Source organism: Limibacillus halophilus (genome assembly GCF_014191775.1).
GTDB classification, from domain to species: Bacteria; Pseudomonadota; Alphaproteobacteria; order Kiloniellales; family CECT-8803; genus Limibacillus; species Limibacillus halophilus.
The window spans coordinates 141,729-166,889 of sequence record NZ_JACHXA010000003.1; the positions used below are offsets into that span (position 1 = coordinate 141,729).

General features: G+C 58.6%; 23 protein-coding genes. 10 read left to right on the top strand and 13 right to left on the bottom strand.

The window, feature by feature from the left end:
- Positions 1-5 precede the first annotated feature (5 nt).
- A complete protein-coding gene (locus FHR98_RS06475; RefSeq protein ID WP_183415839.1) occupies positions 6-1,340 on the top strand; it encodes a DNA polymerase IV in 1,335 nt (444 codons plus the stop codon).
- A gap of 9 nt (positions 1,341-1,349) precedes the next feature.
- Here the strand turns inward: FHR98_RS06475 and FHR98_RS06480 are convergent, their stop codons facing one another.
- On the bottom strand, positions 1,350-2,159 hold the full coding sequence (locus FHR98_RS06480) for an EipB family protein (protein WP_183415840.1): 810 nt from the start codon (positions 2,157-2,159) through the stop codon (positions 1,350-1,352).
- A 176-nt stretch (positions 2,160-2,335) separates the two neighbouring features.
- Between FHR98_RS06480 and FHR98_RS06485 the strand changes: the two genes are divergently transcribed.
- A complete protein-coding gene (locus tag FHR98_RS06485) occupies positions 2,336-3,301 on the top strand; it encodes a 2-hydroxyacid dehydrogenase (RefSeq protein ID WP_183415841.1) in 966 nt (321 codons plus the stop codon).
- Between the two features lie 215 nt (positions 3,302-3,516).
- Positions 3,517-4,017: a DUF6505 family protein gene (locus FHR98_RS06490; RefSeq protein ID WP_183415842.1), complete on the top strand. Its 501-nt coding sequence runs from the start codon at positions 3,517-3,519 to the stop codon at positions 4,015-4,017.
- A 23-nt stretch (positions 4,018-4,040) separates the two neighbouring features.
- Here the strand turns inward: FHR98_RS06490 and aguA are convergent, their stop codons facing one another.
- Both aguA and aspS read right to left on the bottom strand, forming a co-directional pair.
- Positions 4,041-5,060 carry an agmatine deiminase gene (aguA, locus tag FHR98_RS06495; protein WP_183415843.1) on the bottom strand — a complete coding sequence of 340 codons (1,020 nt, stop codon included), beginning with the start codon at positions 5,058-5,060 and terminating at the stop codon, positions 4,041-4,043.
- 142 nt (positions 5,061-5,202) lie between these two features.
- The gene (gene aspS, locus FHR98_RS06500) at positions 5,203-6,993 is read right to left on the bottom strand and encodes an aspartate--tRNA ligase (RefSeq protein ID WP_183415844.1); all 1,791 of its coding nucleotides are present in this window, start codon (positions 6,991-6,993) and stop codon (positions 5,203-5,205) included.
- Positions 6,994-7,187: 194 nt separating this feature from the next.
- On the opposite strand from aspS, the gene rnd reads away from it, so the two are divergent.
- On the top strand, positions 7,188-8,339 hold the full coding sequence (rnd, locus tag FHR98_RS06505; protein ID WP_183415845.1) for a ribonuclease D: 1,152 nt from the start codon (positions 7,188-7,190) through the stop codon (positions 8,337-8,339).
- Here rnd and FHR98_RS06510 read toward each other — a convergent pair.
- Positions 8,336-9,820 carry a Ppx/GppA family phosphatase gene (locus FHR98_RS06510; RefSeq protein ID WP_183415846.1) on the bottom strand — a complete coding sequence of 495 codons (1,485 nt, stop codon included), beginning with the start codon at positions 9,818-9,820 and terminating at the stop codon, positions 8,336-8,338. The genes rnd and FHR98_RS06510 overlap by 4 nt on opposite strands.
- Positions 9,821-9,879: 59 nt before the next feature.
- Entirely contained in the window at positions 9,880-12,021 is a 2,142-nt protein-coding gene (locus FHR98_RS06515; RefSeq protein ID WP_437126626.1) for an RNA degradosome polyphosphate kinase, read from the bottom strand.
- 169 nt (positions 12,022-12,190) lie between these two features.
- Here FHR98_RS06515 and FHR98_RS06520 point away from each other — a divergent pair, with 169 nt between their 5' ends.
- Positions 12,191-12,733 carry a SixA phosphatase family protein gene (locus FHR98_RS06520; protein ID WP_183415848.1) on the top strand — a complete coding sequence of 181 codons (543 nt, stop codon included), beginning with the start codon at positions 12,191-12,193 and terminating at the stop codon, positions 12,731-12,733.
- Positions 12,734-12,750: 17 nt separating this feature from the next.
- On the opposite strand, the gene FHR98_RS06525 is transcribed toward FHR98_RS06520, so the two are convergent.
- From FHR98_RS06525 to FHR98_RS06545, 5 genes are all read right to left on the bottom strand, one after another.
- On the bottom strand, positions 12,751-13,530 hold the full coding sequence (locus FHR98_RS06525; RefSeq protein WP_183415849.1) for an SDR family oxidoreductase: 780 nt from the start codon (positions 13,528-13,530) through the stop codon (positions 12,751-12,753).
- A 74-nt stretch (positions 13,531-13,604) separates the two neighbouring features.
- Complete coding sequence (locus FHR98_RS06530; protein ID WP_183415850.1) at positions 13,605-14,285, bottom strand: HdaA/DnaA family protein; 681 nt, start codon at positions 14,283-14,285, stop codon at positions 13,605-13,607.
- Positions 14,282-15,373, bottom strand: coding sequence for an AI-2E family transporter (locus tag FHR98_RS06535; protein WP_183415851.1), 1,092 nt, complete (start codon positions 15,371-15,373; stop codon positions 14,282-14,284). The genes FHR98_RS06530 and FHR98_RS06535 overlap by 4 nt, the downstream gene beginning before the upstream one ends.
- On the bottom strand, positions 15,370-15,930 hold the full coding sequence (locus FHR98_RS06540) for a CDP-alcohol phosphatidyltransferase family protein (protein WP_221205764.1): 561 nt from the start codon (positions 15,928-15,930) through the stop codon (positions 15,370-15,372). The genes FHR98_RS06535 and FHR98_RS06540 overlap by 4 nt, the downstream gene beginning before the upstream one ends.
- Positions 15,927-17,123, bottom strand: coding sequence for a DUF8605 domain-containing protein (locus FHR98_RS06545; protein ID WP_183415852.1), 1,197 nt, complete (start codon positions 17,121-17,123; stop codon positions 15,927-15,929). Before FHR98_RS06545 ends, FHR98_RS06540 begins: the two co-directional genes overlap by 4 nt.
- Before the next feature lie 136 nt (positions 17,124-17,259).
- Here FHR98_RS06545 and purM point away from each other — a divergent pair, with 136 nt between their 5' ends.
- The 3 genes from purM (at position 17,260) to FHR98_RS06560 (ending at position 19,182) form a co-directional block, all read left to right on the top strand.
- A complete protein-coding gene (gene purM / locus FHR98_RS06550) occupies positions 17,260-18,330 on the top strand; it encodes a phosphoribosylformylglycinamidine cyclo-ligase (protein WP_183415853.1) in 1,071 nt (356 codons plus the stop codon).
- Complete coding sequence (purN, locus tag FHR98_RS06555) at positions 18,315-18,971, top strand: phosphoribosylglycinamide formyltransferase (RefSeq protein WP_322091221.1); 657 nt, start codon at positions 18,315-18,317, stop codon at positions 18,969-18,971. The genes purM and purN overlap by 16 nt, the downstream gene beginning before the upstream one ends.
- Before the next feature lie 85 nt (positions 18,972-19,056).
- Positions 19,057-19,182 carry an aa3-type cytochrome c oxidase subunit IV gene (locus FHR98_RS06560; protein ID WP_183415854.1) on the top strand — a complete coding sequence of 42 codons (126 nt, stop codon included), beginning with the start codon at positions 19,057-19,059 and terminating at the stop codon, positions 19,180-19,182.
- A 104-nt stretch (positions 19,183-19,286) separates the two neighbouring features.
- On the opposite strand, the gene ndk is transcribed toward FHR98_RS06560, so the two are convergent.
- A complete protein-coding gene (ndk, locus tag FHR98_RS06565; protein WP_183415855.1) occupies positions 19,287-19,709 on the bottom strand; it encodes a nucleoside-diphosphate kinase in 423 nt (140 codons plus the stop codon).
- A gap of 210 nt (positions 19,710-19,919) precedes the next feature.
- Between ndk and FHR98_RS06570 the strand changes: the two genes are divergently transcribed.
- Together FHR98_RS06570 and FHR98_RS06575 are read left to right on the top strand one after the other, a co-directional pair.
- The gene (locus tag FHR98_RS06570; RefSeq protein ID WP_183415856.1) at positions 19,920-21,821 is read left to right on the top strand and encodes an ABC-F family ATP-binding cassette domain-containing protein; all 1,902 of its coding nucleotides are present in this window, start codon (positions 19,920-19,922) and stop codon (positions 21,819-21,821) included.
- 106 nt (positions 21,822-21,927) lie between these two features.
- Positions 21,928-22,881: a DMT family transporter gene (locus FHR98_RS06575; protein ID WP_183415857.1), complete on the top strand. Its 954-nt coding sequence runs from the start codon at positions 21,928-21,930 to the stop codon at positions 22,879-22,881.
- Positions 22,882-22,912: 31 nt separating this feature from the next.
- Here FHR98_RS06575 and FHR98_RS06580 read toward each other — a convergent pair whose 3' ends face one another.
- A complete protein-coding gene (locus FHR98_RS06580; protein ID WP_183415858.1) occupies positions 22,913-23,374 on the bottom strand; it encodes a DNA polymerase III subunit chi in 462 nt (153 codons plus the stop codon).
- A gap of 68 nt (positions 23,375-23,442) precedes the next feature.
- Positions 23,443-24,978, bottom strand: a complete 1,536-nt coding sequence (locus tag FHR98_RS06585) for a leucyl aminopeptidase (RefSeq protein ID WP_183415859.1) — start codon at positions 24,976-24,978, stop codon at positions 23,443-23,445.
- Positions 24,979-25,161 lie beyond the last annotated feature (183 nt).

Sequence of the window (25,161 nt, forward strand, 5' to 3'; positions counted from 1 at the left end):
AAATCATGGCGATAGTGGTGGAACAGACGGCTCCCACAACCCTCTGTCGGGATTGCGGCTGGCTGTCTGGCACTTCCCAAACTGCCGACGCGCCGGCGGACCGTTGTCCAAAATGCCGCGGCCATCGACTTCTTTCCCATTCCGAGATTGCTTCGCTGTCCATCGCGCATATCGACTGCGACGCTTTCTACGCTTCTGTCGAGAAGCGCGATAACCCCGATTTAAGAGACAAACCGGTTATCGTCGGTGGCGGGCATCGCGGTGTTGTTTCGGCGGCTTGCTACGTGGCAAGACTCTATGGTGTGCGCTCGGCCATGCCGATGTTCAAGGCACTGAAGGCCTGTCCGGACGCTGTGGTGATACGTCCGGATATGAACAAGTACCGAAGCGTTGGCCGGCAAATCCGTGAACTCATGGAGGAGCTGACACCGTTGGTCGAACCCCTTTCGATAGACGAGGCATTTCTTGACCTGACCGGTACCGAACGGCTGCACGGCGGGCCGCCGGCACGCAGCTTGGCGCTTCTAATCAAGCGAATCGAGGAACGCTTCTCCCTCACTGCTTCGGTGGGTCTCAGCTACAACAAGTTTCTCGCAAAGGTGGCTTCAGACCTCGATAAACCCAGGGGGTTTGCGATTATCGGTAAGGCCGAAGCAAAGCGGTTTCTAGCCGACAAGCCGGTGGGAATGATCTGGGGAGTGGGCAAGGCGCTCCAAGCAACGCTCGCACGCGACGGCATCGCCAACATTAAAGACCTCCTAGCCTACGAGGAGGCGGTTCTCGTCGGGCGCTACGGTGCGATCGGCAGGCGTCTCTATAGTTTTTCCCGCGGCGAGGACCAGCGTAAGGTCACGCCTGACTCCCCGACCAAATCCATCTCCGCCGAAACAACTTTTGATGAGGACATTGGCGACCTTGCGCTGCTCAGGGGGCACCTCTGGCCACTCTGCGAGAAAGTGGCGCGCCGGCTAAAAGCGCAAGGTCTTGCAGGCGGAACGGTTGTCCTGAAGCTGAAGACGGGCAGCTTCAAGCTGATAACCCGCAGCCATCGACTGGACGGCTCCACGCGGCTAGCCGAAGTACTCTACCGCGAAGCCCTATACATCCTGACGAAAGAGTGTGACGGACGGGTGTTTCGACTAATCGGCGTCGGCGTTTCTGAGTTGGAACCGCTTTCCCACGCGGATCAAGGCTCCCTGATCGATCCGGACCGTCCGCGCCTTATTCGGCTTGAGGACGCGCTCGACCGATTGCGTGACAAGCTAGGGCCAGATGCCATTGCAAAGGGCCGTGGTTTCAAACCCATGCCGCCCCGAAAGCCTTTGAAGAAAAGCGAATGAGGCAAACCGTCAGCAGTCGCTGGCGTTTTGCGTTTCGTAATCGCTCAACAGACCTTCGACAACGAAATCGCCCATATCGAGTTGCAGACGATCGATCACGCCATTCTCATAGAGCCGGAAGGATTGTTCTTGATCCGGCACGCTGTTGCGATCACCAACACTGTAGAAAGCGGCACGAACCTGCCAACTTTCCAGGTTCTCCAACCCCTCGACAGAAGGGGCCGTACCTGGCGGCAAATGCTTGCCGATCACCAGACTGACGTCGTAGACGCCCTTTTCGCCCGAACCGTCGAACAGCGGGCCCGATAGAATCACCTCACCCGACCGGGCGGCATCAATCAATTTCACAGTGAAGGCGGAGGGAAACAGCGTACCACGCGGCAACTCCTGAGCGCGGATTTCGCCATTCTCCTCGATCTCGGCGACGCCGCCACTTCCGTCCGCTTTTATCTTCGCCTTACCGCTTTGCTTCTCATCATCACCGGCCTCGGAGAACTGCTCGACAAAGAAACGAAAGCTGCTGCCATCCTTGGCTTCGTATGTTGAATTGCTCCAACCAAAGGTAACGCTTCCACCGCTGGAGAAGCCCAGATCCAAGGAGGTTTTCTGAGCACTTGTCCAACCCCTGCAAGCATCGGTCAATTCAAAGGTCATCCGGCCGCTTGCATCGGTCACGCTGCCACCACTTCGGGCGGTGACGAGCCTGAAGGTGTAAGCGGCTACGTGAGGTTGCAGAACAGGACTGGCTCCGACCTCGGTTGCGCCTGAGAAAATCAATAGAGAAGTAACAAGAAAGGCAGTGGGCTTCAGATCGATCAAGAGTGGCTCCCATTAGGTAGCAGGGCCGTCAGTAGACCATGTGGCGGAACTTGCAGAACATTCTTGAGAAAGGTAAGCCTGCAATGCCGCCTTGCCAAGGTGGCAGGCACACAAGAGTGATTTACTAACCGTCTAGGCGTAGAGGGCGCCTAAGCGATGAGCAGGGAGCATACCTTATGGCAAAAAAGCCGCAGATTTTTGTAACGCAGCAGTTTCCAGACGCCGTCATGGCACGCGTTGAGCGCGATTACGATGCGCGGCTAAACGACACGGGCCGGGTGCCTAACGCCGAAGAAATCGTCTCCCGCACATCCGGCTGCGACGCTATTTTCTGCGCGCCAACAGAGAAATTCACCGCAGATGTAATTGGACGACTTCCGGAGAGTGTCAGGCTGATCGCGACCTTTTCGGTCGGTGTGGATCACATTGATCTGGCCGCCGCAAAGGCGCGAGGCATCGCTGTAACCAACACACCGGATGTGCTGACGGACGCAACGGCAGATATCACGCTGTTGCTGATCCTAGCCGCGGCCCGCCGCGCCTATGAAGGTGAGAGGATGGTGCGAGAGGATCGCTGGGTCGGATGGGACCCAAAAATGCTGATGGGTATCGAGGTGACCGGCAAACGCTTAGGCATTCTCGGCATGGGGCGCATAGGACAAGCCGTAGCGCGTCGCGCAAGCGGGTTTTCGATGGAGGTTCACTACCACAACCGCAAACGGCTGCCGAAGGACCAGGAACAAGGCGCAATCTACCACGAGACGGCGGACGGTCTGCTGCCACATTGCGATTTCCTTTCCATCAATGCCCCAGCCACGGCTGAAAACTACCACTTCTTGAATCAACAGCGGATTGCACTGCTTCCAGATGGGGCCGTGGTGGTCAACACCGCGCGCGGTACTCTTGTGGATGACGATGCACTAATCGCAGCACTGAAGTCGGGTAAGATCGCAGCCGCAGGGCTCGATGTTTTCGAGGGCGAACCCAGGATCAACCCCGGCTACCGAAATCTGGAGAATGTGTTCCTGCTCCCGCACCTGGGCAGCGCGACAATCGAAACCCGCAATGCAATGGGCTTCAAATGCCTCGACAACCTGGATGCCTTTTTCGCAGGCCGGCCACTCCCCGACCGCTTGGTCTAGGATGACATGTTGCTGGCACGAACAGTCCATCGACGTGCCAGGCTGATATGCCGATATCAATGGGTCAATCGTGATCTGGGAAGGACCCTGATGCGACCGTTTTTAACACACCCTTTGGCGGTTTTATCAGGTAGCCTGTGCAGAGAAGCCGACGTGTGCGACAGGCCCAAAGTGCTACGAATTGATTTGTTTTCCCCTGGATCTTGGTCAATGCAATGAAGTTTCCTCGCGTCATTCGGCTCGATGCCTCCGATCTGCACGTGTTCGAACAACCGGCCGAGGTCGGTGAGTGGGCGGTTCCCGGGTCCTTTGCGTTCATCGGCGTGGATGGCACGGCGCTAACAGGCAAGACGAAAATTGCTTTCGCCAGCGGTTGGTTGGGGACGCAAACCTGGGGCCGGGCCAGCTTGGTTGAGGTTGCGGAAATCGATGAAGCGGCATTCCACGCAGTCATCGAGCGCCTCGCGCAGCTTTTCGCCAGCGCTTATGGGGCGCCCAGTCTGGTCGAAGCCCTGCCCGCCGCACGTGCAGAGGCCGAGGATGCGGCGGCGCTGGCCGACCATAAGACCGGTACCTTGCTGGCCATCGAACGCGAACCGGGCGACCCTGAGCCAGACGGCACAGCGTCTTTCCGTGAGAGGGTACGCCTGATCACGCCTCAGCGCGCGACGGACCATGCGCGTATCTGGGAAATAACATCGGACAGCGAAGAGTAAAGCGGCCGGTTACGACCGAAAAATCAATCGACCTTCGGCTGTTGTTGCGTAATGCAGTGAATGCCACCGCCGCCGACAACAATGTCGCCCGCTAGAACCTGCACGACATCATGGTCGGGGAAACATTTGCTAATGGTGTCGAACGCAGCCTCGTCCCTTGGATCGTCGAAGGCCGGAACGATGACACCCTCGTTCGCAATATAGAAATTGACGTAAGAGGCTGCGAGCTTATCGCCCTTGCGTCCTTTGCGCGGCCGCGGCTGTTCGATCTCTACGATCTCGAAGGACCTGCCTTGTGCGTCCGTTGCGTTCTCCAACCTGGCACGTGCGTCTTTGTAGACCTCGTTATTGGGGTCGCTACTGTCGCGGCAGGCGTGCAACAGGACGACGCCGGGCTTCACAAAGCAGCACAAGTTATCGACGTGACCGTCTGTTTCGTCGTTGTGCAGACCCTGGCCGAGCCAAACGACCTTGCGCACCCCCAGATATCCCTGAAGAACCTCTTCAATCTGCTTACGGTCCATGCCCGAGTTGCGATTGGGATTGAGCAGACACTGCTCGGTGGTTAAGAGGGTGCCCTCACCGTCGGTATGAATCGAGCCACCCTCCAGCACGATAGGCGCTTTGTATAGCTCTGCCTGCACGTGGCGGATTACAGCTTCGGCAACCTTGTCATCCAGATCGTGAGGTTCGTACTTGCCGCCCCAGCCATTGAACTTCCAATCCACGCCCGCCAGTTCGCTCCGGCTATCGACGAGAAAGGTCGGACCGTTGTCCCGCATCCAGGAATCGTCATGCTCCTGCGAAAAAGTCGCGATTCCCGGCCCAAGTTGCAGCGAAACCTCTGCAACATCCCGGGGATTGGCGATCATGGTAACCGGCTCAAACGCCGCGATCGCTCGCGCAACTTCCGCATAGGCGTCACGCGCCGCTTCCAAACCGTCGCCCCAAAGCTCCTCACGGCATGGCCAAGCCATCCAGCATCGCTGATGGGGCTCCCACTCCGCCGGCATGCGGTAGCCATTGTCACTGGGTCGCGTCATGCGACGTCTCCCTTCGCTTCGATTCGGCCCTAGACTTTATGAGAGGCCCGGTGGACTGTCCATTCGAGAGCTGTAATGCTTTGTTTTAAAAACATTTTACAGATCGATTTAGACAAAATTGTCGGGAAAATCGCTATCCGAATCAGGGCTTCTTCGCCGGGGGAAGCGACAGGCGCAGATGCAAATCTCTCAGACGATCATCCGGCACTTCAGCCGGCGCGTTCATCATCAAGTCCTCCGCACGCTGGTTCATGGGGAAAGCCACTATCTCGCGCAGGTTTGGCTCATCGGCGAGTAGCATGACAATCCTGTCGATACCGGGCGCAGAGCCGCCATGGGGCGGAGCGCCATACCGCAACGCACTGAAAAGCCCGGAAAAACGGCTTTCCACCTCAGCCGCGCTGTAGCCAACAATCTCAAAGGCCTTGATCATGACATCAGGCAAGTGATTTCGGATTGCGCCGGAGGAAAGCTCAACGCCATTGCAGACAATATCGTACTGAAAGGCCTTGATGGTCAGGGGGTCCTGGTTCAGCAGAGCGTCCATGCCGCCCTGGGGCATCGAGAAGGGGTTGTGCGAAAAGTCGATCTTGCCGGTTTCCTCGTCCTGCTCATACATCGGAAAATCGACGATCCAACAAAACCGGAAACAATTCTTTTCCAGCAGGTCGAGTTCGGCACCAAGTTTGTTCCGAACGTTACCGGCGAACTTCGCGGCGGGAAGCGGCTTGTCGCACGCGAAGAATACCGCATCGCCGTCTTTCAGGCCGGCCAAGGCTTTGATCTCCGCGACGCGCTCGGGCTCCAGGTTTCGAGCAATCGGGCCCTTGGGACCCTCGGCATCGTAAACGATGTATCCCAGGCCCGGTTTACCCTCCTCCTTGCGCGCCCAGTCATTCAGCTTGTCGAAGAAGCTGCGCGGTTGACCGGCAGCGCCCGGTGCTGGGATAGCGCGGACGACCGCACCGTTCTCGGCAATCAGCTTTGAGAAAATCCCGAAGCCTCCGCCAGCGAAGGCGGTCGTTACGTCGGCGATTTCAATCGGATTGCGCAGGTCCGGCTTGTCGCTGCCGTACCGCAGCATCGCATCGTCAAAGGCAATTCTCGGGAAGGGAGCCGGCGTTACCGCACGACCGTTCGAGAATTCTTCAAAAACACCATGAAGAACAGGCTCTATTGCTTTAAAAACATCATCTTGCGTGACGAAGCTCATCTCAAAATCGAGCTGATAAAACTCGCCTGGAGAGCGGTCGGCCCGGCTGTCCTCGTCGCGGAAGCACGGGGCAATCTGGAAGTAGCGGTCGAAGCCGGCGACCATCAGAAGCTGCTTGAACATCTGAGGTGCCTGCGGCAAGGCGTAGAACTTGCCGGGGTGCAAACGGCTCGGCACCAGATAATCGCGCGCGCCCTCCGGGCTAGACGCGGTCAAGATCGGTGTTTGGAACTCCGTGAAACCCTGTTCGACCATGCGGCGGCGAATGGAAGCTATAACCTGCGCGCGTTGAACGATCCGTTTGTGGATGGCTTCACGCCGCAGATCAAGGTAGCGGTAGCGCAACCGAGTTTCCTCGCCAGCGTCTTCCTCCGCATTCACCTGGAGCGGCAGCAACTCGGCGTTCGACTGGATTTCGAAGGCCTCCACTCCGACCTCGATCTCGCCGGTTGGAAGCTTGGGATTGACCGTGTCGGCAGTCCGCTTGATCACCTTGCCAGTGATGGTCACCACGCTTTCGACGCGGGTTGCCTCGACTGACTGGAACAGGGCGCTGGATACATCAAGAACGCACTGGGTAATACCATAGTGGTCGCGTAAATCGATGAACAGCAACTGGCCGTGGTCGCGCTTCCTGTGAATCCAGCCCGACAGGCGAACCTCCTGGCCTTCGTCTGAAAGGCGCAGTGCGCCGCAAGTGTGAGAGCGATAAGGATGCATGAATTTCGTCTTTCGAGGCTTCTTGGAAGTTTGATCCGCTGTCCGCCCGCCGGAAATGCAACGGAACGGTCCTAAAGTCAACCGTCAGCGCTCTCAAACCACCATTCATCAGCAAGAAGAAAGTTAGGACACCCCCTAGTCCGCTTCAACTCGGGCCTTCCCTTTATCGATCGCAAAGGGTATCTGAAAAGCCCATGACCCTCTTGACCGATTCCCAATCGCTTGCCGATTTCTGCGCACGCCAGAAAAACGCCGATTTCATTACCGTCGATACAGAGTTTCTGCGGGAAAGCACCTACTGGCCAAGACTTTGCCTTGTTCAAATCGGCGGCCCAAAAGAAGCCGCCGCTATCGATGTTCTGGCTGACGGTCTGGAGGTCGGGCCGATGCTGGATTTGATGGCGACTGAGTCGTTAATCAAGGTTTTCCATGCCGGTCGACAGGACATGGAGATTTTCTATCGGCTCATGGATGGCGCGTTACCGCGCCCCATTTTCGATACCCAGGTGGCGGCCATGGTCTGTGGTTTTGGCGATCAGGTTTCCTACGAGCGACTGGTCAAAGACCTGGAAGGCGAACAGTTGGACAAAGGCAGCCGCTTTACCGACTGGTCCCACAGACCGCTGACTGACCGGCAGCTTGAGTATGCCCTGGCCGACGTTACTTTCTTGCGAAGCCTCTACCGCAAGCTCAAGAAGAAGCTCGACGCCAACGATCGCGCATCATGGCTGGACGCGGAGATGGATATATTGACCGCGCCCGCCACCTACGCCAGCAACCCGGCGGAAGCCTGGCGCCGGATCAAGTCACGCTCAGGCAACCGTCGTTACCTTGCAATTCTTCGCGAGCTCGGCGCTTGGCGCGAGCGAGAAGCGCAGCGTCGTGACATCCCACGCAATCGCTTGGTACGCGACGAGCAACTTGTCGATATCGCAGTGCATAAGCCGCGCAGCGTCGATGCTCTGGCGCGCACCCGCGGCATCAGCCATGACATGGCACGCGGCAAGCTTGGTGAAGGCATTCTAAAAGCCGTAGAGGCAGGCTTGGCTCTGCCGGACGGCGAATGCCCGGCAGCCGAGAACAAGGCTCCCCTTCCCTCCGGTATCGGACCGGTGGTCGAACTACTGAAAGTTCTATTGAAGGCGCGCTGCGAGGCGCACGATGTCGCGCAAAAACTTGTGGCTAACAGCGCCGATTTGGAACTCATTGCCGCTAGTGACGACGCCGATGTGCCAGCGCTCAAAGGATGGCGGCGCGATATTTTCGGTCAAGACGCCCTGCGGCTTAAACATGGCGAATTGGCTCTAACCCTGAAGAAGCAGCAGGTGGAAGTCGTAGAGCGCTAGCTGTAACGCGCTGCAACGGCTTTGCGAACGGCAGCCAGGCGGCGTTCCACAACGTCGCCACCCGGCACCCAGGCATCCTTTTCGAAAATCAGATTGACCTGCCTCCCATCTAATTCCAAACGCGACTGGGAAAGTACCTCCCGCGTGCCACCCGACAAGGTGTACCCCAGGCGCAAGGCGGCTCCCAGGATCGTTGCCTCTCGGGTCGCTTCCTGGTCGATCAATTCAAAGAGCGGCACGATCGCGGCACTGCCCAACGGCCCGCCATAGCGGATATAGGAGGCCATCCCAAGAAAGCCGCGATCATAGTGATCCGCTCCCTCAAAGGGTTGCCGCAGGAGGCGCAACAGCGATTGCTCCGCTCGGTAGTCGGGGTGTTCGCGCCAAGCGACATCCGACAGGTAGCAAGCCGCGCGGCGCAAACGCTCCCAGCGTTTATGCGCAGCGTCGAACAGGGGCGCCGTCCAGGCAATTAACGGTTCCCCCAAATCGCCAAAGCGTCCTTCGCGCCGAGCGAGTTCCGCCGCCATCTCCTCGAGTGGGTCAAGCGCACGAGCCTCGTCGCTCAGCTTCGCATAACGGCTGCCCTCCCGCAGCCCATAGCCGCAAAAGACAACGTTTTCCGGCTGCACCACAGCAAGCACGCGCGACATGATCAGAGCAGCCATCGGCATGGTTTCAAGCCGACGCTTGGAGACGGACCCGAAGGCTGCCAATGAACGGCTCCCCAAACGGGCGATTACTTTCAGCATGTCCTCGATATCCCGGTAGGCGCGCGTATAACCGTGAATCACATGCAGCGGATACTCGTTCTGCTCGATATCTACCCGGGCAAGCGAACGCCAGGCACCGCCAACAGCGTAGAAATTTGACCCCAACTGATCTCCAAGCCAGCCAACCTGTGCAATCGCCGCATCAATTTTATCCACGACCGCCTGACGCTCGGTTGAGGAGTCACACGGCATGCGGAGCAACCCCAACGGCAGCGTCACGGATTCGCCCAGTTGCCCATGGTTCAGCTTGATCAATTCCAATGATCCGCCACCCAGGTCGCCGACGATGCCGTCCGCATCGGGAATACCGGCCGCCACGCCATAGGCGGCGTAACGGGCCTCCTCCTCTCCACTGAGAATGCGCACGGGGTAACCGGTCAGGGCCTCTACGTCGCTGGCGAATTGCTTGCCATTGCTGGCGTCACGGACCGCCGCAGTCGCAAGCAGTTCAACATCATCGACACCCATGACCTGACACAAGCGGGTGAAGCGCTGCAGGTTGGCTAACGCCATTGCCACCGCTTCCGCGCTGAGCTTGTTCTCGCGATCCATCCCGCGCGCCAGGCCGCACAAGACCTTTTCGTTGAACAGCGGCGTCAACGACCGCTGAAACCGCTCAAAAACCGCCAGTCGGACGGAGTTTGAGCCAATGTCTATGACGGCCTCGCGCTTGCCGTTCGGCAGCGCATCGCGTCCGGCAGTCTCCATTAAGTTCTGGCCTTCCCTCTCGCGAATCCCGTCGACGGATTATGGAGCTTCGTGGCGGATCAATCGAGCAACAATCGAGGTGCCGTTTTGTCGTTTTTCAAGGCGCTGCCGCGCCCGGACAAGCTTGGGTTCGTCATGAAATAACGGTGCGCACTGAAGGACTTGCTGTCGTGAGGCACACGTTCGTAGGCACCATCCCCGCGCAATGTCCAGGACTGAGCCTCATCTTTCAGGTTGGCGATCATGATCTGGTCGAGGATCTGCTGGTGCACGGTAGGATTTTCGATGGGAATAAACGTCTCGACCCGACGGTCCAGATTGCGCGGCATCCAGTCGGCGGAAGCGATGAAGACCTTTGCCTGTGGTGACGGCAGCCCATATCCCGCGCCGAAGCAGACGATACGGCTGTGCTCCAGAAACCGTCCGACGATGGATTTCACCCGAATACGTTCCGAAAGGCCTTTGATACCGGGACGCAAGCAACAGATGCCGCGCACGATAAGGTCGATTTCAACGCCCGCTTGGGAAGCATCGTAAAGCGCATCGATAACTTCGCCATCAACCAGCGAGTTCACCCGGGCCCAAATCGCCGCTGGCTGGCCGGCCTTTGCATGTTCCGCTTCCTCGGCGATCAAACGCAGCAACGTTTGGCGCAATGCTATGGGCGCCAGTGCCACCTTTTCCAACTGGTGCGGTCTGGCATACCCGGTCATGTAATTGAAAATTTTCCCGGCATCGCGACACAATGCCGGATCGCAGGTGAAAAACGAGAGATCTGTGTAAACTTTCGCTGTTATCGGGTGGTAGTTGCCCGTGCCGAAGTGGACATACGAGCGCAGGCCACCGCCTTCCCGGCGCACGATAAGACTCACCTTTGCATGGGTCTTCAGGTCGATGAAGCCATAGACTACCTGCACGCCGGCACGCTCCAGATTGCGCGCCCAACGGATATTCCGTTCTTCATCGAAGCGGGCCTTCAGTTCCACGAGCGCGGTCACGGATTTTCCGGCTTCAGCGGCTTCCGCCAAAGCCGCCACGATCGGCGAATCCTCCGACGTACGATAAAGCGTCTGCTTTATGGAAACGACTTGCGGGTCGCGGGCGGCTTGGCGGAGAAACTGCACCACGACATCGAAGCTCTCGTACGGATGGTGGACCAGGATGTCCTTGTCCCGGATCGCCGCGAGGCAATCGCCGCCGAAATCACGAATACGCTCCGGGAAGCGTGCGTTGTAAGGCTCGAACAGCAGGTCTTGCCGCTCCTGCAAGATCAACTGCTTGGTGTCCACCAGCCCGATCAGACCATCGAGTGAAAAAATGTCGCTGGCGTCCACACCCAAATCGCGTGCCACGAAGCGTTGCAGACTAGGTGGCATATCGCTGTCGACACTCATACGAATGACGCTGCCACGGCGCCTTCGCTTGAGCGCGGTTTCGAACAAGCGCACCAAGTCCTCGGCCTCCTCCTCGACTTCCATGTCACTGTCTCTGAGGATGCGGAAGTAACCGTAATCCTGAAACTCAAAGCCGGGGAAAAGGCGATCCAGGTGAAGGCGCACCACCTGCTCGAGCCGAATGAATCGAGCCTTCGCCCCGGGCAAGCGAATGAAGCGGTCAACCTGGTTGGGAAGAATCATCAACCCGGTCAGGCTCTTGTTATCCTCCCGACGCAATAGCTCCAACACCATCGCGAAACCCAGGTTGGGTATGAAAGGAAAGGGGTGCGCCGGATCGACAGCAATCGGTGTCAGAACAGGAAAAACTTCCTCGATGAAGTAACGCTCCAGCCACTGCCGCTCGGCATCGGTCAGATGCTTGGTCTCCAGGACATCCACACCGGCCTCGCGCAGCTCCTCGCGCAACTCCACCCAGACCCTCTGCTGATGGGCCATCAGACCCGCTGCCTTGGCGTTGATCGCGGCCAATTGCTGCGCCGGTGTCATCCCTTCTTGACTTGGCATCGCCACATCCGCGCTGACCTGCCCCTTCAGACCGGCAACGCGCACCATGTAGAATTCATCCAGATTGCTGGCCGAGATCGAAAGAAACCGCAGCCTTTCGAGCAATGGATGCGATGGGTTGGTTGCCTCCTCAAGCACACGCTCGTTGAAGGCCAGCCAGGAAAGTTCGCGATTGATGAAGCGTTCGGCACTGTTCCGATCAGGCACAGGCAAATCACTTGCGGCGGCATCATCGACAATTGCCGCTTGATGCTTTTCACGAACCTGCGATTCCTGAACGTTTCTCACCTTAGTTACCTCTTTTTCGCCGTAATGCTTTGATCATAGACCAGTTTTGGAACAGAATCATGACGATCCAGCCACTTTTAGACAGAAATGGCAAATTTCACATAGGAAGGTGCATCCGCAATTGAAACGGCTTTATCTGTTACGTCATGCGGAAGCTCGCCCCGCTAGTCGCGGCTCGTCCGATTTTGCCAGGACGCTCACCGACCGGGGACGCAAAACGGCCGCTCTCGTTGCTTACTACCTGCGTGATCAAGACTACCGGCCGGATATGGTGCTGTGCTCCAACGCCAAGCGTGCAGAGGAAACCTGGGCCGTGATAGCCCCTGCCCTGCAACCCTACGAGGACAGCGTGGAACGTCTTATTGAATCTCTCGAGGTTCAGTATCTCAAGAGCCTCTATCTGGCCACGCCCGAGACAATGATAATGCTGATGCGCACTTTACCTGAGACGACCAACAGCTTGCTAATCGTCGGCCATAACCCCGGAATTCAATCCCTGGCAATCACATTGGCGGGCAGCGGCGAGGCGGTGGCCGACGCGCCTCTCTACCGCGATTTCCCGCCAACCGCTCTAGCAGTGCTGAATCTGGAGATCACAACTTGGGCGGCGCTGGAAGAAGGTTGCGGAAGGCTGCTTGAAGTCGCCATCCCCGACCGGGGCTAGACCAACCGGACCGTCCTCTAAAATGTTGAGTTGAAGGCGCCGCCATCAAGCAACAAGTTCTGCCCGGTGATAAAGCCGGACCGCGCTGAGCAAAGGAACGCGCAAGCCTCGCCGAATTCCGCCGGATCGCCAAATCTACCCGCCGGATTGCCCGCCTTGCGTTCGTTCCAAACCTCCTGAGGATCGCGGCCGGAAGCTTTTGCCGCCGCTTCTATGTTCGCACGCAACCGATCGGTCTCGAACGGACCGGGCAATAGATTGTTGATGGTCACGTTGTGACGGACGGTCTTGCGGGAGAGCCCGGCCACGAACCCGGTCAGTCCGGCACGCGCGCCGTTTGATAACCCCAGCGTCTCAATGGGCGATTTAACCGCGCCCGAGGTTATATTCACGATCCGGCCAAATCCGCGCTCAATCATCGGATCAACGGTTGCCTTGATCAGTTCAATGGGCGTCAGCATGTTCGCCTCCAGCGCCTTGATCCAATCGGCCCGCTCCCAGTTCCTGAAATCGCCCGGCGGAGGACCGCCCGCGTTGTTGACCAGGATATCGACCTGGGGACAGGCAGCCAGTGCCTTGGCCCGCCCTTCGGGCGTCGTGATGTCTGCCGCGACCGCCGTGACCTTGACGCCGCTGGCCTCGACGATCTGATGCGCTGCCAGCTCCAGGGTTTCCTGCGTCCGCGCAACGATGGTCAAGGAGACGCCATTGGCCGCCAGCGACTCTGCGCAAGCGCGCCCTAGACCCTTGCTAGCCGCACAAACCAAGGCATGTTTACCCGCAATTCCCAAATCCATAACCACACCTCTCCTACCAAAAAATTTTCCCGACAATTGCCACTCCAGAAAACGCCGTTCGAACTGGCTGCAGCCTACAGCATCCCCTGCTCCTGCAGCACCCGGCGGGCGACCGGAACGGTTACCCGCCGCCGTTCCGCCAATGCCACCCGGTCCAATGCCACCACGACCCGGTGTGCCGCCGAAAAGGAGCGTTCCATGCGCGCCACCAGATAGGTCACCGCCTCGGGGTCCAACGGCGTCTGGCGATCAAGGAAAAGCTTTACTAGCAGGCCCGCCATCAGGTCGTCATCAGGCCGCTCGATCGCGACACAACCGGTTGCCGCAAGGCGCGAACGCAGATCCGGCAGCGCCAGCGGCCAACGGTTCGGCGCTTCGCGCGCCGCAAACAAAAGAGATAATCCACTTTCGGCAGCTAGATTGATCAGATGAAACAAAGCCGCTTCACGCTCGGGCAGACCGGCCACGGCGTCGGCGTCGTCCAATGCCAGTCCGGTCGCATCCGCAACCAGCGCCGGCACCGCCTCTACCGAAAGATCCTGTGGCTGAAGCAGACGCGCGGCGGACACTTCGCGCCATACCGCGATCAAGTGACTCTTGCCGCAATCCGGGGGGCCTTGTATCGCCATCCTCCCGCTCGGCCAATCCGGCCAACGGTCGATCCAGGCGAGGGCGTCGGCATTGCTGGGCGCGATCAGAAAGTCCTCGCGGCCACTAGCGGCCCTGTAGGCCAGGTCGAAGGCTAGCTGACTCACATACCCCCCTCTGCTTTTTTGGATTCGGCTTCATCCTCGATTCCAAATAGCGCGCTCTGCCGGTACCGCTGCAAGCCGAAACGGACCAGCACACCGATGACCGCTGTTACTGGCAAGGCAAGAAGAACGCCTAAGAACCCAAACAACGCCCCACCGGCCAACAAGGCGAAAATCACCCATACAGCGTGCAGGCCGGTTCGTTCCCCGACAAGTTTTGGCGTTAAGTAGTTGCCTTCGACCGCCTGGCCGACGAAGAAAAGAATGGCCACGGCTGCGATACGCCAGGGTTCATCGAACTGGGCTATAGCCAAACCGACCGACAGCACCAAGCCGGTCAGCGAACCAACATAGGGAATGAAGGTAAGGAGACCGGCAAGCAAGCCGACGACAAAGCCAAATTCCAATCCCAGGGCAACAAGCCCGATCATGTAAAATAAACCCAGGACGAAACAAACGGCCGCTTGTCCGCGCACAAAGCCAGCCAGCGTCTCATCGGCCTGCCGCACCAATTCGCGAATCGTGTCGCGGTGGCGGCGCGGCAGGTAATCATCGACCCGCGAAACCATCACGTCCCAATCGCGCAATAGATAGAAAGCGACGATCGGAGTGATGAACAGCAGGGACAGAAGATTGATCAGGGCCACGCCACCCGACAGCACACCGCCAAGCAGGTCGGTCATCCAGGCAACGCCGGAGCTAACGGAACCACGTAGACTTTCGCGAAGCTGCGACAGGGTCTCTGGATCGAGGCGATCGCGCAACAGCGCCATCAGGTTCTCGACCTGCGCCCGCAAGCTGTCGACGATCTTGGGGAGCTGTGCCAAAAAATCGAGGAATTGACTGACGATCAATGGGGCCAGAAGCAGCAGAAACAGGATGAAAATAACCAATGAGACTGCCATCACAAGGACGGTCGCCAAGGTCCGCGACAAGCCCATCCGCTCCAACCGGTCGCACACAGGATCAAGCAGATAGGCTACGCCCATTCCGGCGACAAAGGGCAATAGCACGCCCCGCAAGAGGAACAACAAGGCGATAAACACCGCCGCGCCGATCAGCCAAACACGCATCTGCTTTTCCGCGGTCACGTCCGATCCTCCAGTGCCATAGCCTTTCGGAGCCACACTATTACGTAAGCGCCCCCTGAAAGGAAGGTGGTTCCGGCCACCAGATAAATCAGCGTCGGCTCCAACCCGCCGAGAAGAATGAAGCCTGCCGCCTGCGCCATTACCGCGGCCACCAAGGTGATCTGAGCTGCCGTGTTCAGCTTGCTTATCAGCAAGGGTTGCATGGTCAGCGTCTGACTGAGCGCTTGGAACACTACCGCCCCACCAATGATCAAGAGGTCGCGAAACACCAACAGGAATACCAACCAGAGCGGTAGTAACTCCAACCAAGCCAGCGTTATCGAGGAAACGATCAGTAAGGCTTTGTCGGCAAGGGGGTCCGCATAGGCCCCAAAACTCGACCTTGCATTGAGTACACGCGCCAGCAGACCATCGACCGCATCTGAAACGCCTGCGGCGAGAAAGACCCAGAATGCGGCCTCATAATACCCTAGCAGCAGAAGGTAGAGCACGAAGGGTACGCTGCAAAACCGCAGCATCGTTATCGTGTTCGGCAGGGTCGTCAGCAGCGCTTTCACTGTACGGCAGGCGCCTGATCCCCCGTCGTCACGCCACCATTCGGGGTTGCGACGCGCAAACGCGGGGGCGACAAGCGGGATGCGTCCTCGGACCGCCCGATAACCCACCCAATGGAGGGTTCACCGACCAACACCAAATCGGCCTGATTGAATGCGACACGCAAACGCTGAGGGTCGCCGAAATACTCAAGGCGCAGATCCGCCATCGTGCGGGTCATGCGCAAAACGCGGCGCGAGGCCAACAAGTTTACCTTCTCGAGGCGTTGAACGACCTGCCCCCACTGCTGCAAATCAAAGATGTCGACCCCGGCTTCCAAGCTGTTCCGGCGATCGAACGCGATCGTGTTTCCAAGCTTCCAGTCCTCTTGCAGAGAACTGGCAACCCGTGCAGCTGCGCGGGAAAAGAAGCTTTCGACGGCCTCCCCGCTCTCACGCCTTACAGTAAAGGATACGCCCGAAAGACCCTGACGCGGCGCCGGTGCCGAAACCGATAGTACGCTCGGGTCTGTCGCGCTGTCCGCCGTCGCACGCACAAGAAGAGCGCCCACGGCACCGTGCTGAGCCGCTATGGCCTCCTGAGCCGCCGCGTCGCCCGCTGCCGCACGTGGCGCGTCGATGGCGACAATGTCGCCCAGATCGCCTAAAGGCATAATCAAGGGAACCAGCCCACCGGGTCCGGGTTGCGCCGCCCAGGCACGCATCCAGGGATTGGCCTCCGACCAAAGCAACTGCGTACCTCCCGCCTCGTAAAGCGGGACGACAACCAGGGGTTTACTCTGGGTTTCGGCGAAAGGAACCGGGATGGACTGTAGCAGTTCGCGAACCCGTTGAGGCACGAAGCGGACGTTGACCGTCGCCAGATAACGCACATCCGAACGGCTTTCCTGCACGACCTGGAAATCGCTCAATAATTGCTCTGCAAGACCTGCCGTCAGCTGCGGCAGGCGCACTCTTTCTTCCTGCGGAACCAAACGTTCCATCAAAGCCACAAGGGCGTCTTGCTGGGCGCGCTGTAGCGCCTCGCGCTGCGCGGCAGTGGCCGAATCGGCCGTTACATCCACCTGTACGCCAAGCACGTCGTACACACCACCGATCTGCGCACGCGCGATGGAAAAAGTGAAGACGGCAACGGCTGTCGTCACCAGGAAATAGAGCCCCAATACCCGGATACGGGAAAGAAAGCGGAGAGTCATTGCAAAGCAGTCCTGTTTCGCTATTGTCCGCGAGACATTCAGGCTAGCAAGCCTGTAGCGGAGAGTCATGGGGGTAATGCCCCGGTTGGGGTAAATTACCCTTTAATGATTAAAGGCCTGTTTTGGGAGTGGGTTGATGAGCCGCGAAAGCTACAAAGCCGCTGGCGTGGATATCGATGCTGGCAACGCCTTGGTCGATGCGATCAAGCCGTTGGCCAAGTCCACGGCGCGCTTGGGCGCTGGTGCCGGGTTGGGCGGGTTTGGCGCATTGTTCGATCTGAAAGCAGCCGGTTACAGGGACCCAATCCTGGTCTCCAGCACCGATGGTGTCGGCACCAAACTGAAGGTGGCTATCGACTGCGGCAAGCACGACAGCGTCGGGATCGATCTGGTCGCCATGTGTGTCAACGACCTTGTGGTGCAAGGAGCCGAACCCCTGTTCTTTCTTGACTACTTCGCCACCGGCAAGCTGCAGGTCGACGAAGCACGCGACGTTATCAGCGGCATAGCCGAAGGTTGCCGGCAGGCCGGCTGCGCACTCATCGGCGGCGAAACCGCCGAGATGCCCGGCCTCTATAAGAGCGGCGATTACGATTTGGCCGGCTTCACAGTCGGCGCCGTCGAGCGCGACAGGCTCTTGACCGGCGAGACGGTCGCGCCCGGCGACGTTCTACTTGCACTGCGTTCGAGTGGACTTCATTCCAACGGCTACTCACTGGTTCGTCGTTTGGTTGAGAACAGTGGCGTTGACTATGGCGACCCTGCGCCCTTTGAGACACAAACTCAAATGGGTGATGTCCTATTGCGGCCAACGCGGATCTACGTAAAAAGCTGCCTTGCGGCCATCGAGCGTGGCGGCGTCAAGGCGCTGGCGCATATCACCGGCGGCGGCCTGACCGAGAACCTCCCGCGCGTTCTGCCGCAAGGCGTTGCTGCGAAGATCGACCTTGATAGCTGGACGTTGCCCCCTCTCTTCGCCTGGCTGGCGGACGTGGGAAATCTTGAGCGTCAGGAACTGCTTCGAACCTTCAACTGCGGCATTGGAATGATCCTGGTGGTCGCCGCAGACGCCGTCGGTTCAGTGACCGATGTGTTGGCGGCCAACGGAGAGGAGATTGTCGAGATCGGTTGCATCGAGGCGGCTCAGACCGATGCCGCGCCTGAAGTCCACTATACCGGGGGCGATACCGCGTGGCCGGCAAGCTGAAAGTATCGGTCCTGATTTCTGGACGCGGGAGTAACCTCCAGGCTTTGATCGACGCCTGTAGAGCTCCCGATTTTCCGGCCGAGATCGTTATGGTCGTCAGTAACCGCCCCGACGCGCAGGGTTTGTTTCGTGCCCAGGCCGCAGGCATCTCAACAGCGGTTATCGAACCACGCGATTTCCCAGACAAAGTATCCTTCGATCGCGCGATGACCGAAATTTTGGAATCAAGCGGCACGGGCTTTATCTGTCTCGCGGGTTTCATGCGTCTTTTATCGCCGGAGTTCGTGGATCACTGGCGTGACCGGATGATCAATATTCACCCATCGCTGCTGCCATTGTTTCCGGGATTGGATACGCATCGGCGCGCGCTGGACGCTGGCATGCGCTTACATGGTTGCAGCGTGCACTTCGTGCGTCACGAAATGGACAGCGGCCCAATTATCGGTCAAGCGGCCGTAGCAGTGCTTGACGGTGACGACCCGGATAGTCTTTCAAGCCGGGTCCTGGAGGCAGAACATTTACTCTATCCCTGGTGTCTGGAATTGGTCGCTCGTGGGATGGTGACGGTTACCGGGGATACCTGCCGTATCGCTGGTCACACCACGGCTCTGTCGCCGCTTGTCAGCCCGGCACGCAGTTAGTTCATCTACATGCTTTCACTTGCCCTGGCATCCTGCACAAGCTAGAAAATCCGCAGGATTCACTGTTTCTGCTTTGGGGGATAAAATGCCATATGAGGATCTGACGCGCGAACGCCAGAAGTCTTATGAAGGCTTCATCCGCAGCGGCACCATCGGGACCGCTGTAGTGGCTGTACTGCTGTTCATTCTGGTTGTGGCAATCATCGCCTGATCATCGCCGGCAAGTCGTTGACGAAAAAAGGCGGGTGGAATCTCCACCCGCCTTTTTCCTTCGTCGCCAGGGGTAGCTCGTAAAAGAGTTCTTATACGGCTCTATTAGCCGACGATTTCGATTCCCGAAAAGAAGAAAGCGATCTCAATCGCTGCATTTTCCAAAGAATCCGATCCGTGCGCCGAATTTGCCTCGATGCTCTCGGCAAAATCCTTACGAATGGTGCCCGGCGCGGCGTCGGCGGGGTTGGTTGCTCCCATGACTTCGCGATTCTTCGCAACAGCACTTTCACCCTCCAGCACCTGAACCACAACCGGCCCAGAGGTCATGAATTCGCAGAGGCTGCCAAAAAACGGCCGCTCACTATGCACGGCATAGAAGGCTTCGGCCTGTGCACGGCTCAACTGCAGACGCTTCTGCGCTACGATACGCAGGCCAGCCTCCTCGAAACGTGCATTGATCTTGCCTGTCAGATTGCGCCGGGTCGCGTCCGGCTTGATGATCGAAAGGGTGCGTTCGATGGCCATGGCCTTCGCCTCTCCTCGTCTATAGCGTGAAGGGATAATCGGGCGCGCCAAACCGCACTCCGACTCGTAAATGCGGGCGTGGTATAGCCGCTTCGCTGCGTTGCGGCAACCGCAAATGCTTTTCCTTTGGCGCTGGAAGTCACCCAGCACGTCCGACTCCGCGCCGAGGGGGCTTTGCGGCCAAGCTGCCTCCGTGTTAGACAGCGCGCCATGTTACACCTGAACGAAGTTACCTTGCGCGTATCCGGTCACGTCCTGCTTGAGGGCGCGACGGCGGCTGTCAACGACGGCGAGCGCATCGGCATCGTCGGTCGTAACGGTGCGGGCAAATCAACGCTTCTCAAAGCCATTATGGGCGAACTGGCTTTCGATGGCGGGTCGATGTCTTTCCCGCGCGGCCTTTCAATGGGACTTTTGCGCCAGCACGCGCCAGAAGGCGAAGACAGCCTGATCGATATCGTCCTCGCCGCCGATCGCGAGCGCGCGTCCCTGCTGGAAGAGGCAATCCACTGCAAGGATCCTCACAGAATAGCGGAGATTCATACGCGCCTCGCCGATATCGATTCGCACGGGGCTCCGGCGCGAGCGGCGCGCATTCTGGCAGGGCTCGGGTTTGACGAAGCTGCGCAACAACGAGCGATCTCAGAGTTCTCCGGTGGCTGGAGAATGCGTGTCGCCTTGGCCTCACTTCTGTTTTCCAGGCCAGACCTGCTTTTGTTGGACGAGCCCAGCAATCATCTGGACCTGGAAGCCACGCTTTGGCTTGAGGGATACTTGAAATCCTACCCAGGTACATTGCTGATGGTATCGCACGACCGCCGCCTGCTGAACGCTGTGGCACAGCGGATTCTGCATTTCGAGGGAAAGCGGCTGGTACTCTATAGCGGCAACTACGATACCTTCGAGCGCACCCGGCGCGAGCGACAGTCACGCCAAGCCGCGATGCAGGCAAAGCAGATTGCTCAACGTCGGCATATCGAGAGTTTCATCGAGCGCTTTCGTTACAAGGCGTCCAAGGCGCGTCAAGCGCAGTCTCGCGTTAAGATGCTCGAGCGCATGGAACCCATCGCCAGCGTCGTCGACGAGCGCACGGTATCTTTCGATTTTCCGACACCTGAGCCGCTGTCCTCCCCCATCATCTCACTACAGGGCGCTAGCGTCGGTTACGGCAAGAAGCCGGTGATTTCCGGTCTCGATCTGCGTATCGACATGGATGATCGCATCGCTTTGCTGGGTGCCAACGGCAACGGTAAGTCAACCTTCATGCGGCTACTCTCGAGCCGCCTCAAGCCCATGGAAGGACGGCTCGTCAAGCCGCCCAAACTCAAAGTGGGTTATTTCGCTCAGGAACAGGCGGAAGAACTGGACCTCAAAGCAACGCCCCTGCAACTCATCGAGCGGCTTTCGCCGATGTCCACCGAGACGAAGCTGCGGGCCCAGCTTGGGCGGTTTGGCTTCGGCCAAGCGAGAGCCGATATCTCCGTGAGCAAGTTATCCGGCGGGGAGCGGGCGCGATTGCTGTTCGCCTTGATGACGCGCGACGCGCCGCAACTGATTCTACTGGACGAACCAACAAACCATTTGGATGTCGATAGCCGCGAAGCGCTGATCCAGGCACTCAACGCCTATGACGGTGCTTTGGTCCTTGTCACCCATGACCCCCATCTCATCGAGCTGGTCGCGGACCGTTTGTGGATCGTCAACGAGGGCAAAGTGCAACCCTTCGACGGAGACCTGGACGATTACCGTCAACTTCTTCTGGAACAACGACGGCTGGAGCGAAGCAAGCGTGGCGGTGCGAATGGCAACGATATGGCGGCGGAGGAACCGGCAAGGCAGCGAAAGACCGACCGGCAGGATGCTGCCTTGGGGCGTGCCGCAGTAGCAGATATCAAGAAGCGCGTCCGGACCTCGGAACAGCGCATGGAGAAACTCGGCAAAGCGTTGGAAATTCTGGAAGCGCGGCTTTCAGATCCAGAGATCTACAAAGGCTCGCCCGCAAAACTCTCGGACCTGCAACGCCAGCACGCCGACATCAAACAGGCGCTGGAACGTTCCGAAATACAGTGGCTGGAAGCACAGGCGCTCCTCGAACAGGAAACTGCGTCCTGATAGCGCCGCACCTGTTGGGCGCGGGATCAAGACCTGCGTAATTAGCGCAGCTTGCACCCGCACAATCCGTTAATTTGTCGTCCTACATTTGTTGGAGCGCAACAGGATGACTGCGGAGAACCGAGACACGACCGCAAATAAGATTCTCGCCCCGCGTACGGGGACCGAAGACAATGCTGCCAAGGGCATCGTCCTGATGCTGCTGGCCATAGCGCTTCTGTCGGCGATGGATGCCAGCGTAAAGTACGTAAGCGACGACTATCCTGTCATCGAGGTGGTGTTCTTCCGATCGCTGTTCGCTTTCTTTCCAATCGCATTCGTTGTTTTGCGGGACGGTAACATCGGTGATCTGAAAACCCGGAATCTGCGCGGCCATCTGGGGCGTTCCCTCGTCGGTCTGATGGCCTTGATGAGCTTTTTCTACTGCCTGAAATACATGCCACTGGCCGATCTCGTCGCCATATCCTTCGCAGCGCCACTTTTCGTCACTGCTCTTTCCATTCCGCTACTCGGGGAAAAGGTGGGTTTGCGGCGTTGGACGGCGCTGCTGGTCGGTTTTGTCGGCGTTCTGATCATGGTGAAACCGGGATCGGGGGTCTTTGGTTTGCTGGCCCTGATCGCCATTGGTGCGACATTCTGCTACGCCCTGGTGTTGATCTTCGTGCGCAAACTCAGCCGTACGGAAACCAATGCCGCAATCGTTTTTTACTATTCTTTGACATCGGTGGTCGCCACTGGATTGCTCCTGCCCTTCTTCTGGGTCACACCGACGTTTCCCGATCTCCTGCTGCTAATCGCCATTGGCCTGATTGGCGGTTGCGCGCAGCTTACGATGACGGCTGCCTTCCGCGCAGCCAGCGTTTCCATCGTTGCCCCCTTTGAATATACGGCAATGTTCTGGGCGGTTATCTATGGATATCTGCTATGGGGCGACTTGCCAGGTTGGAACATTTGGGTTGGTGCCGCCGTACTGGTAGCCAGCGGTATCTATATCGTTCACCGCGAAACGAACCTTGGCGTCCGGCGGGCCAAGGCGGCGCGCCTCCAAGCGAAACGTTGACAGACTGGCGCGCTTTTTTTTCCTCCGAGGCTCAGGCGCCTGATCGCCCCTTTTCCTGCCACCGGCCATCTTCGTCCTGCTGCCAGTAGGTGAGCGCATGCCCGGCGTCGAGATAAACTTTCCAACGCGACCGGGCAGCGGCGACGACAGCGTTGTCGCGGCCATCGAACAACTCCGCCACCAAAGCAAAGCGATCCAGTGCCGCGCTTTCGGCGCCATCGGTCAAAAACAACACCTCGGCATTGTTGGGACACTCATCCGCACAGGTTAGCCAGACCGGCTGTTCCTCAGCATGCCCGTCCGCTTTGGTGCCATGCGGTAGGAACGACCGGGTATCGTAGGTCCAAAGCCAGCTATTGAGCGCATCGAGCCGCTCTTCGGAACGCACCATGACCACAGCGCGCTGGCCGCGTTGCAGGCTGCGCGACAGCATGGTTGGCAGTACCTCCTCCAGGGTCGAGCGTTGCAGGTGATAAAAGCGTATTTCGGTCATGTTAGGCGTATTCCGGCTGGGAGTGAGACCCGGCTGCCCCCCATGATCCGGAGGACAGCCGGATTTACTCAGCTTTCGTAGTTCTTGGCGACAAGTCGATCCAGCAAACGCACACCAAAGGCCGTCGCGCCCTTGGGCACCGTCGGCCTCGCCTCATTGGTCCAGGCCACGCCAGCAATATCCAGGTGCGCCCAGGGTGTGCCCTGCTTGATGAAGCGCTGCAGGAACTGGGCCGCGGTTATGGAGCCGCCGGCGCGATTCCCGGTATTCTTCATATCGGCGATATCGCTATTGATCGCCTTGTCATAAGCCTCACCCAGCGGAAGCCGCCAGAGCTTCTCGCCAACCCCCAGTCCTGCCTCCAACAGCTGATCGGAAAGACCGTCATCGTTGGAGAAGAGCCCTGCGTGTTCATGCCCCAGCGAGATGATGATCGCGCCCGTTAAGGTTGCCAAGTCGATGACCGCCTTGGGCTGGAACTTCTCTTGGCCGAACCACAAGGCATCGGCCAAAACCAGACGCCCTTCGGCATCGGTGTTGATCACCTCGATGGTTTGGCCCGACATGGATGTCACCACATCGCCCGGGCGCTGAGCCGCGCCGTCGGGCATGTTTTCCACGAGGCCGCATATCCCGACGACATCGGCTCTAGCCTTACGCCCCGCAAGCGCCCTCATCAGTCCTAAGACGGTTCCGGCGCCACCCATATCCCACTTCATGTCCTCCATTCCGCCGGCTGGCTTGATGGAGATACCGCCGGTATCGAAGGTGACTCCCTTTCCGACCACCAACAGAGGCGCGTCACTCGCCGCCTTGGCAGCCTTCGCAGTCTTGGCTTTCGCCTTGCCGATGGCGGCAAGTCCGTTCCAGCGCATGATCAGCAACTGGGACTCCCGCGCCGAGCCTTGACCGACGCCCAACAGCGATCCCATTCCCAGCTTCGCCATTTCCTTTTCGCCCAGCACTTCGATCTCAACGCCCAATTTCTCAAGCTTGCGGGCCTCTGCGACGAAGCTTTGCGGATAGATGATGTTGGCGGGCTCCGATACGATGTCGCGAGTCGTGAACACACCTGCTGCGATCTCTTCCAACGCGGCGTAGGCTTTCTTCGCTTCCTTATGCGGTTCGGTCGCTACAACAAGCTTTTTGAGTGTCGGTTTCGCGTCGGGCTTCTCTTTCGTGCGGTATTTGTCGAACCGGTAGGATTCCAAGAGCGCACCAAAGGCCGAGCGCGCGGCGTCGGCGCCGGTGTCACGTCCGGCAGCAAGACTGTCGACGATCAGCGTCGCTTCATTTTCGCCGCTGCTATTGAGACGTTTGACGGCGCTGGCGGCCGCATTCTCGATCATCAGGTCGGTGATATCCTTTGCCGCTCCCATACCCAACAACAAGACGCGGGTCAGGTCGCCTTTCCCCGGAGCCAGAACCTCAAGTGTTTGCCCCTTGTCGCCCTTGAAGCGGCTGTTGGCCATTGCGCGGGTAAGGGCCCCGGCAAGCTGTTTGTCGAGCTGGGCGGCGCTGGCCGATAGCTTGCGTCCGGCGAGGGCATAAACGATTGCCGCACCGCTTTTGGGAAGATCCTGGTTAGCGAAAGTGATTTTCATAACTGTCCTCTGTTCTCGATGCCTTGGCTGTTTGGTCCGGCGACGGGCGCCGGGCAGGTAGCATGATTACCTGCCCGAAAGCTGGCCTTAACCTCGGATGCAATCAAGGCATGCACCAAGGCGTGGATCAAGGATACTCTTTGTTGCTATTTTCATGCCCGTCGATTCCCTATAGTGCGGCTA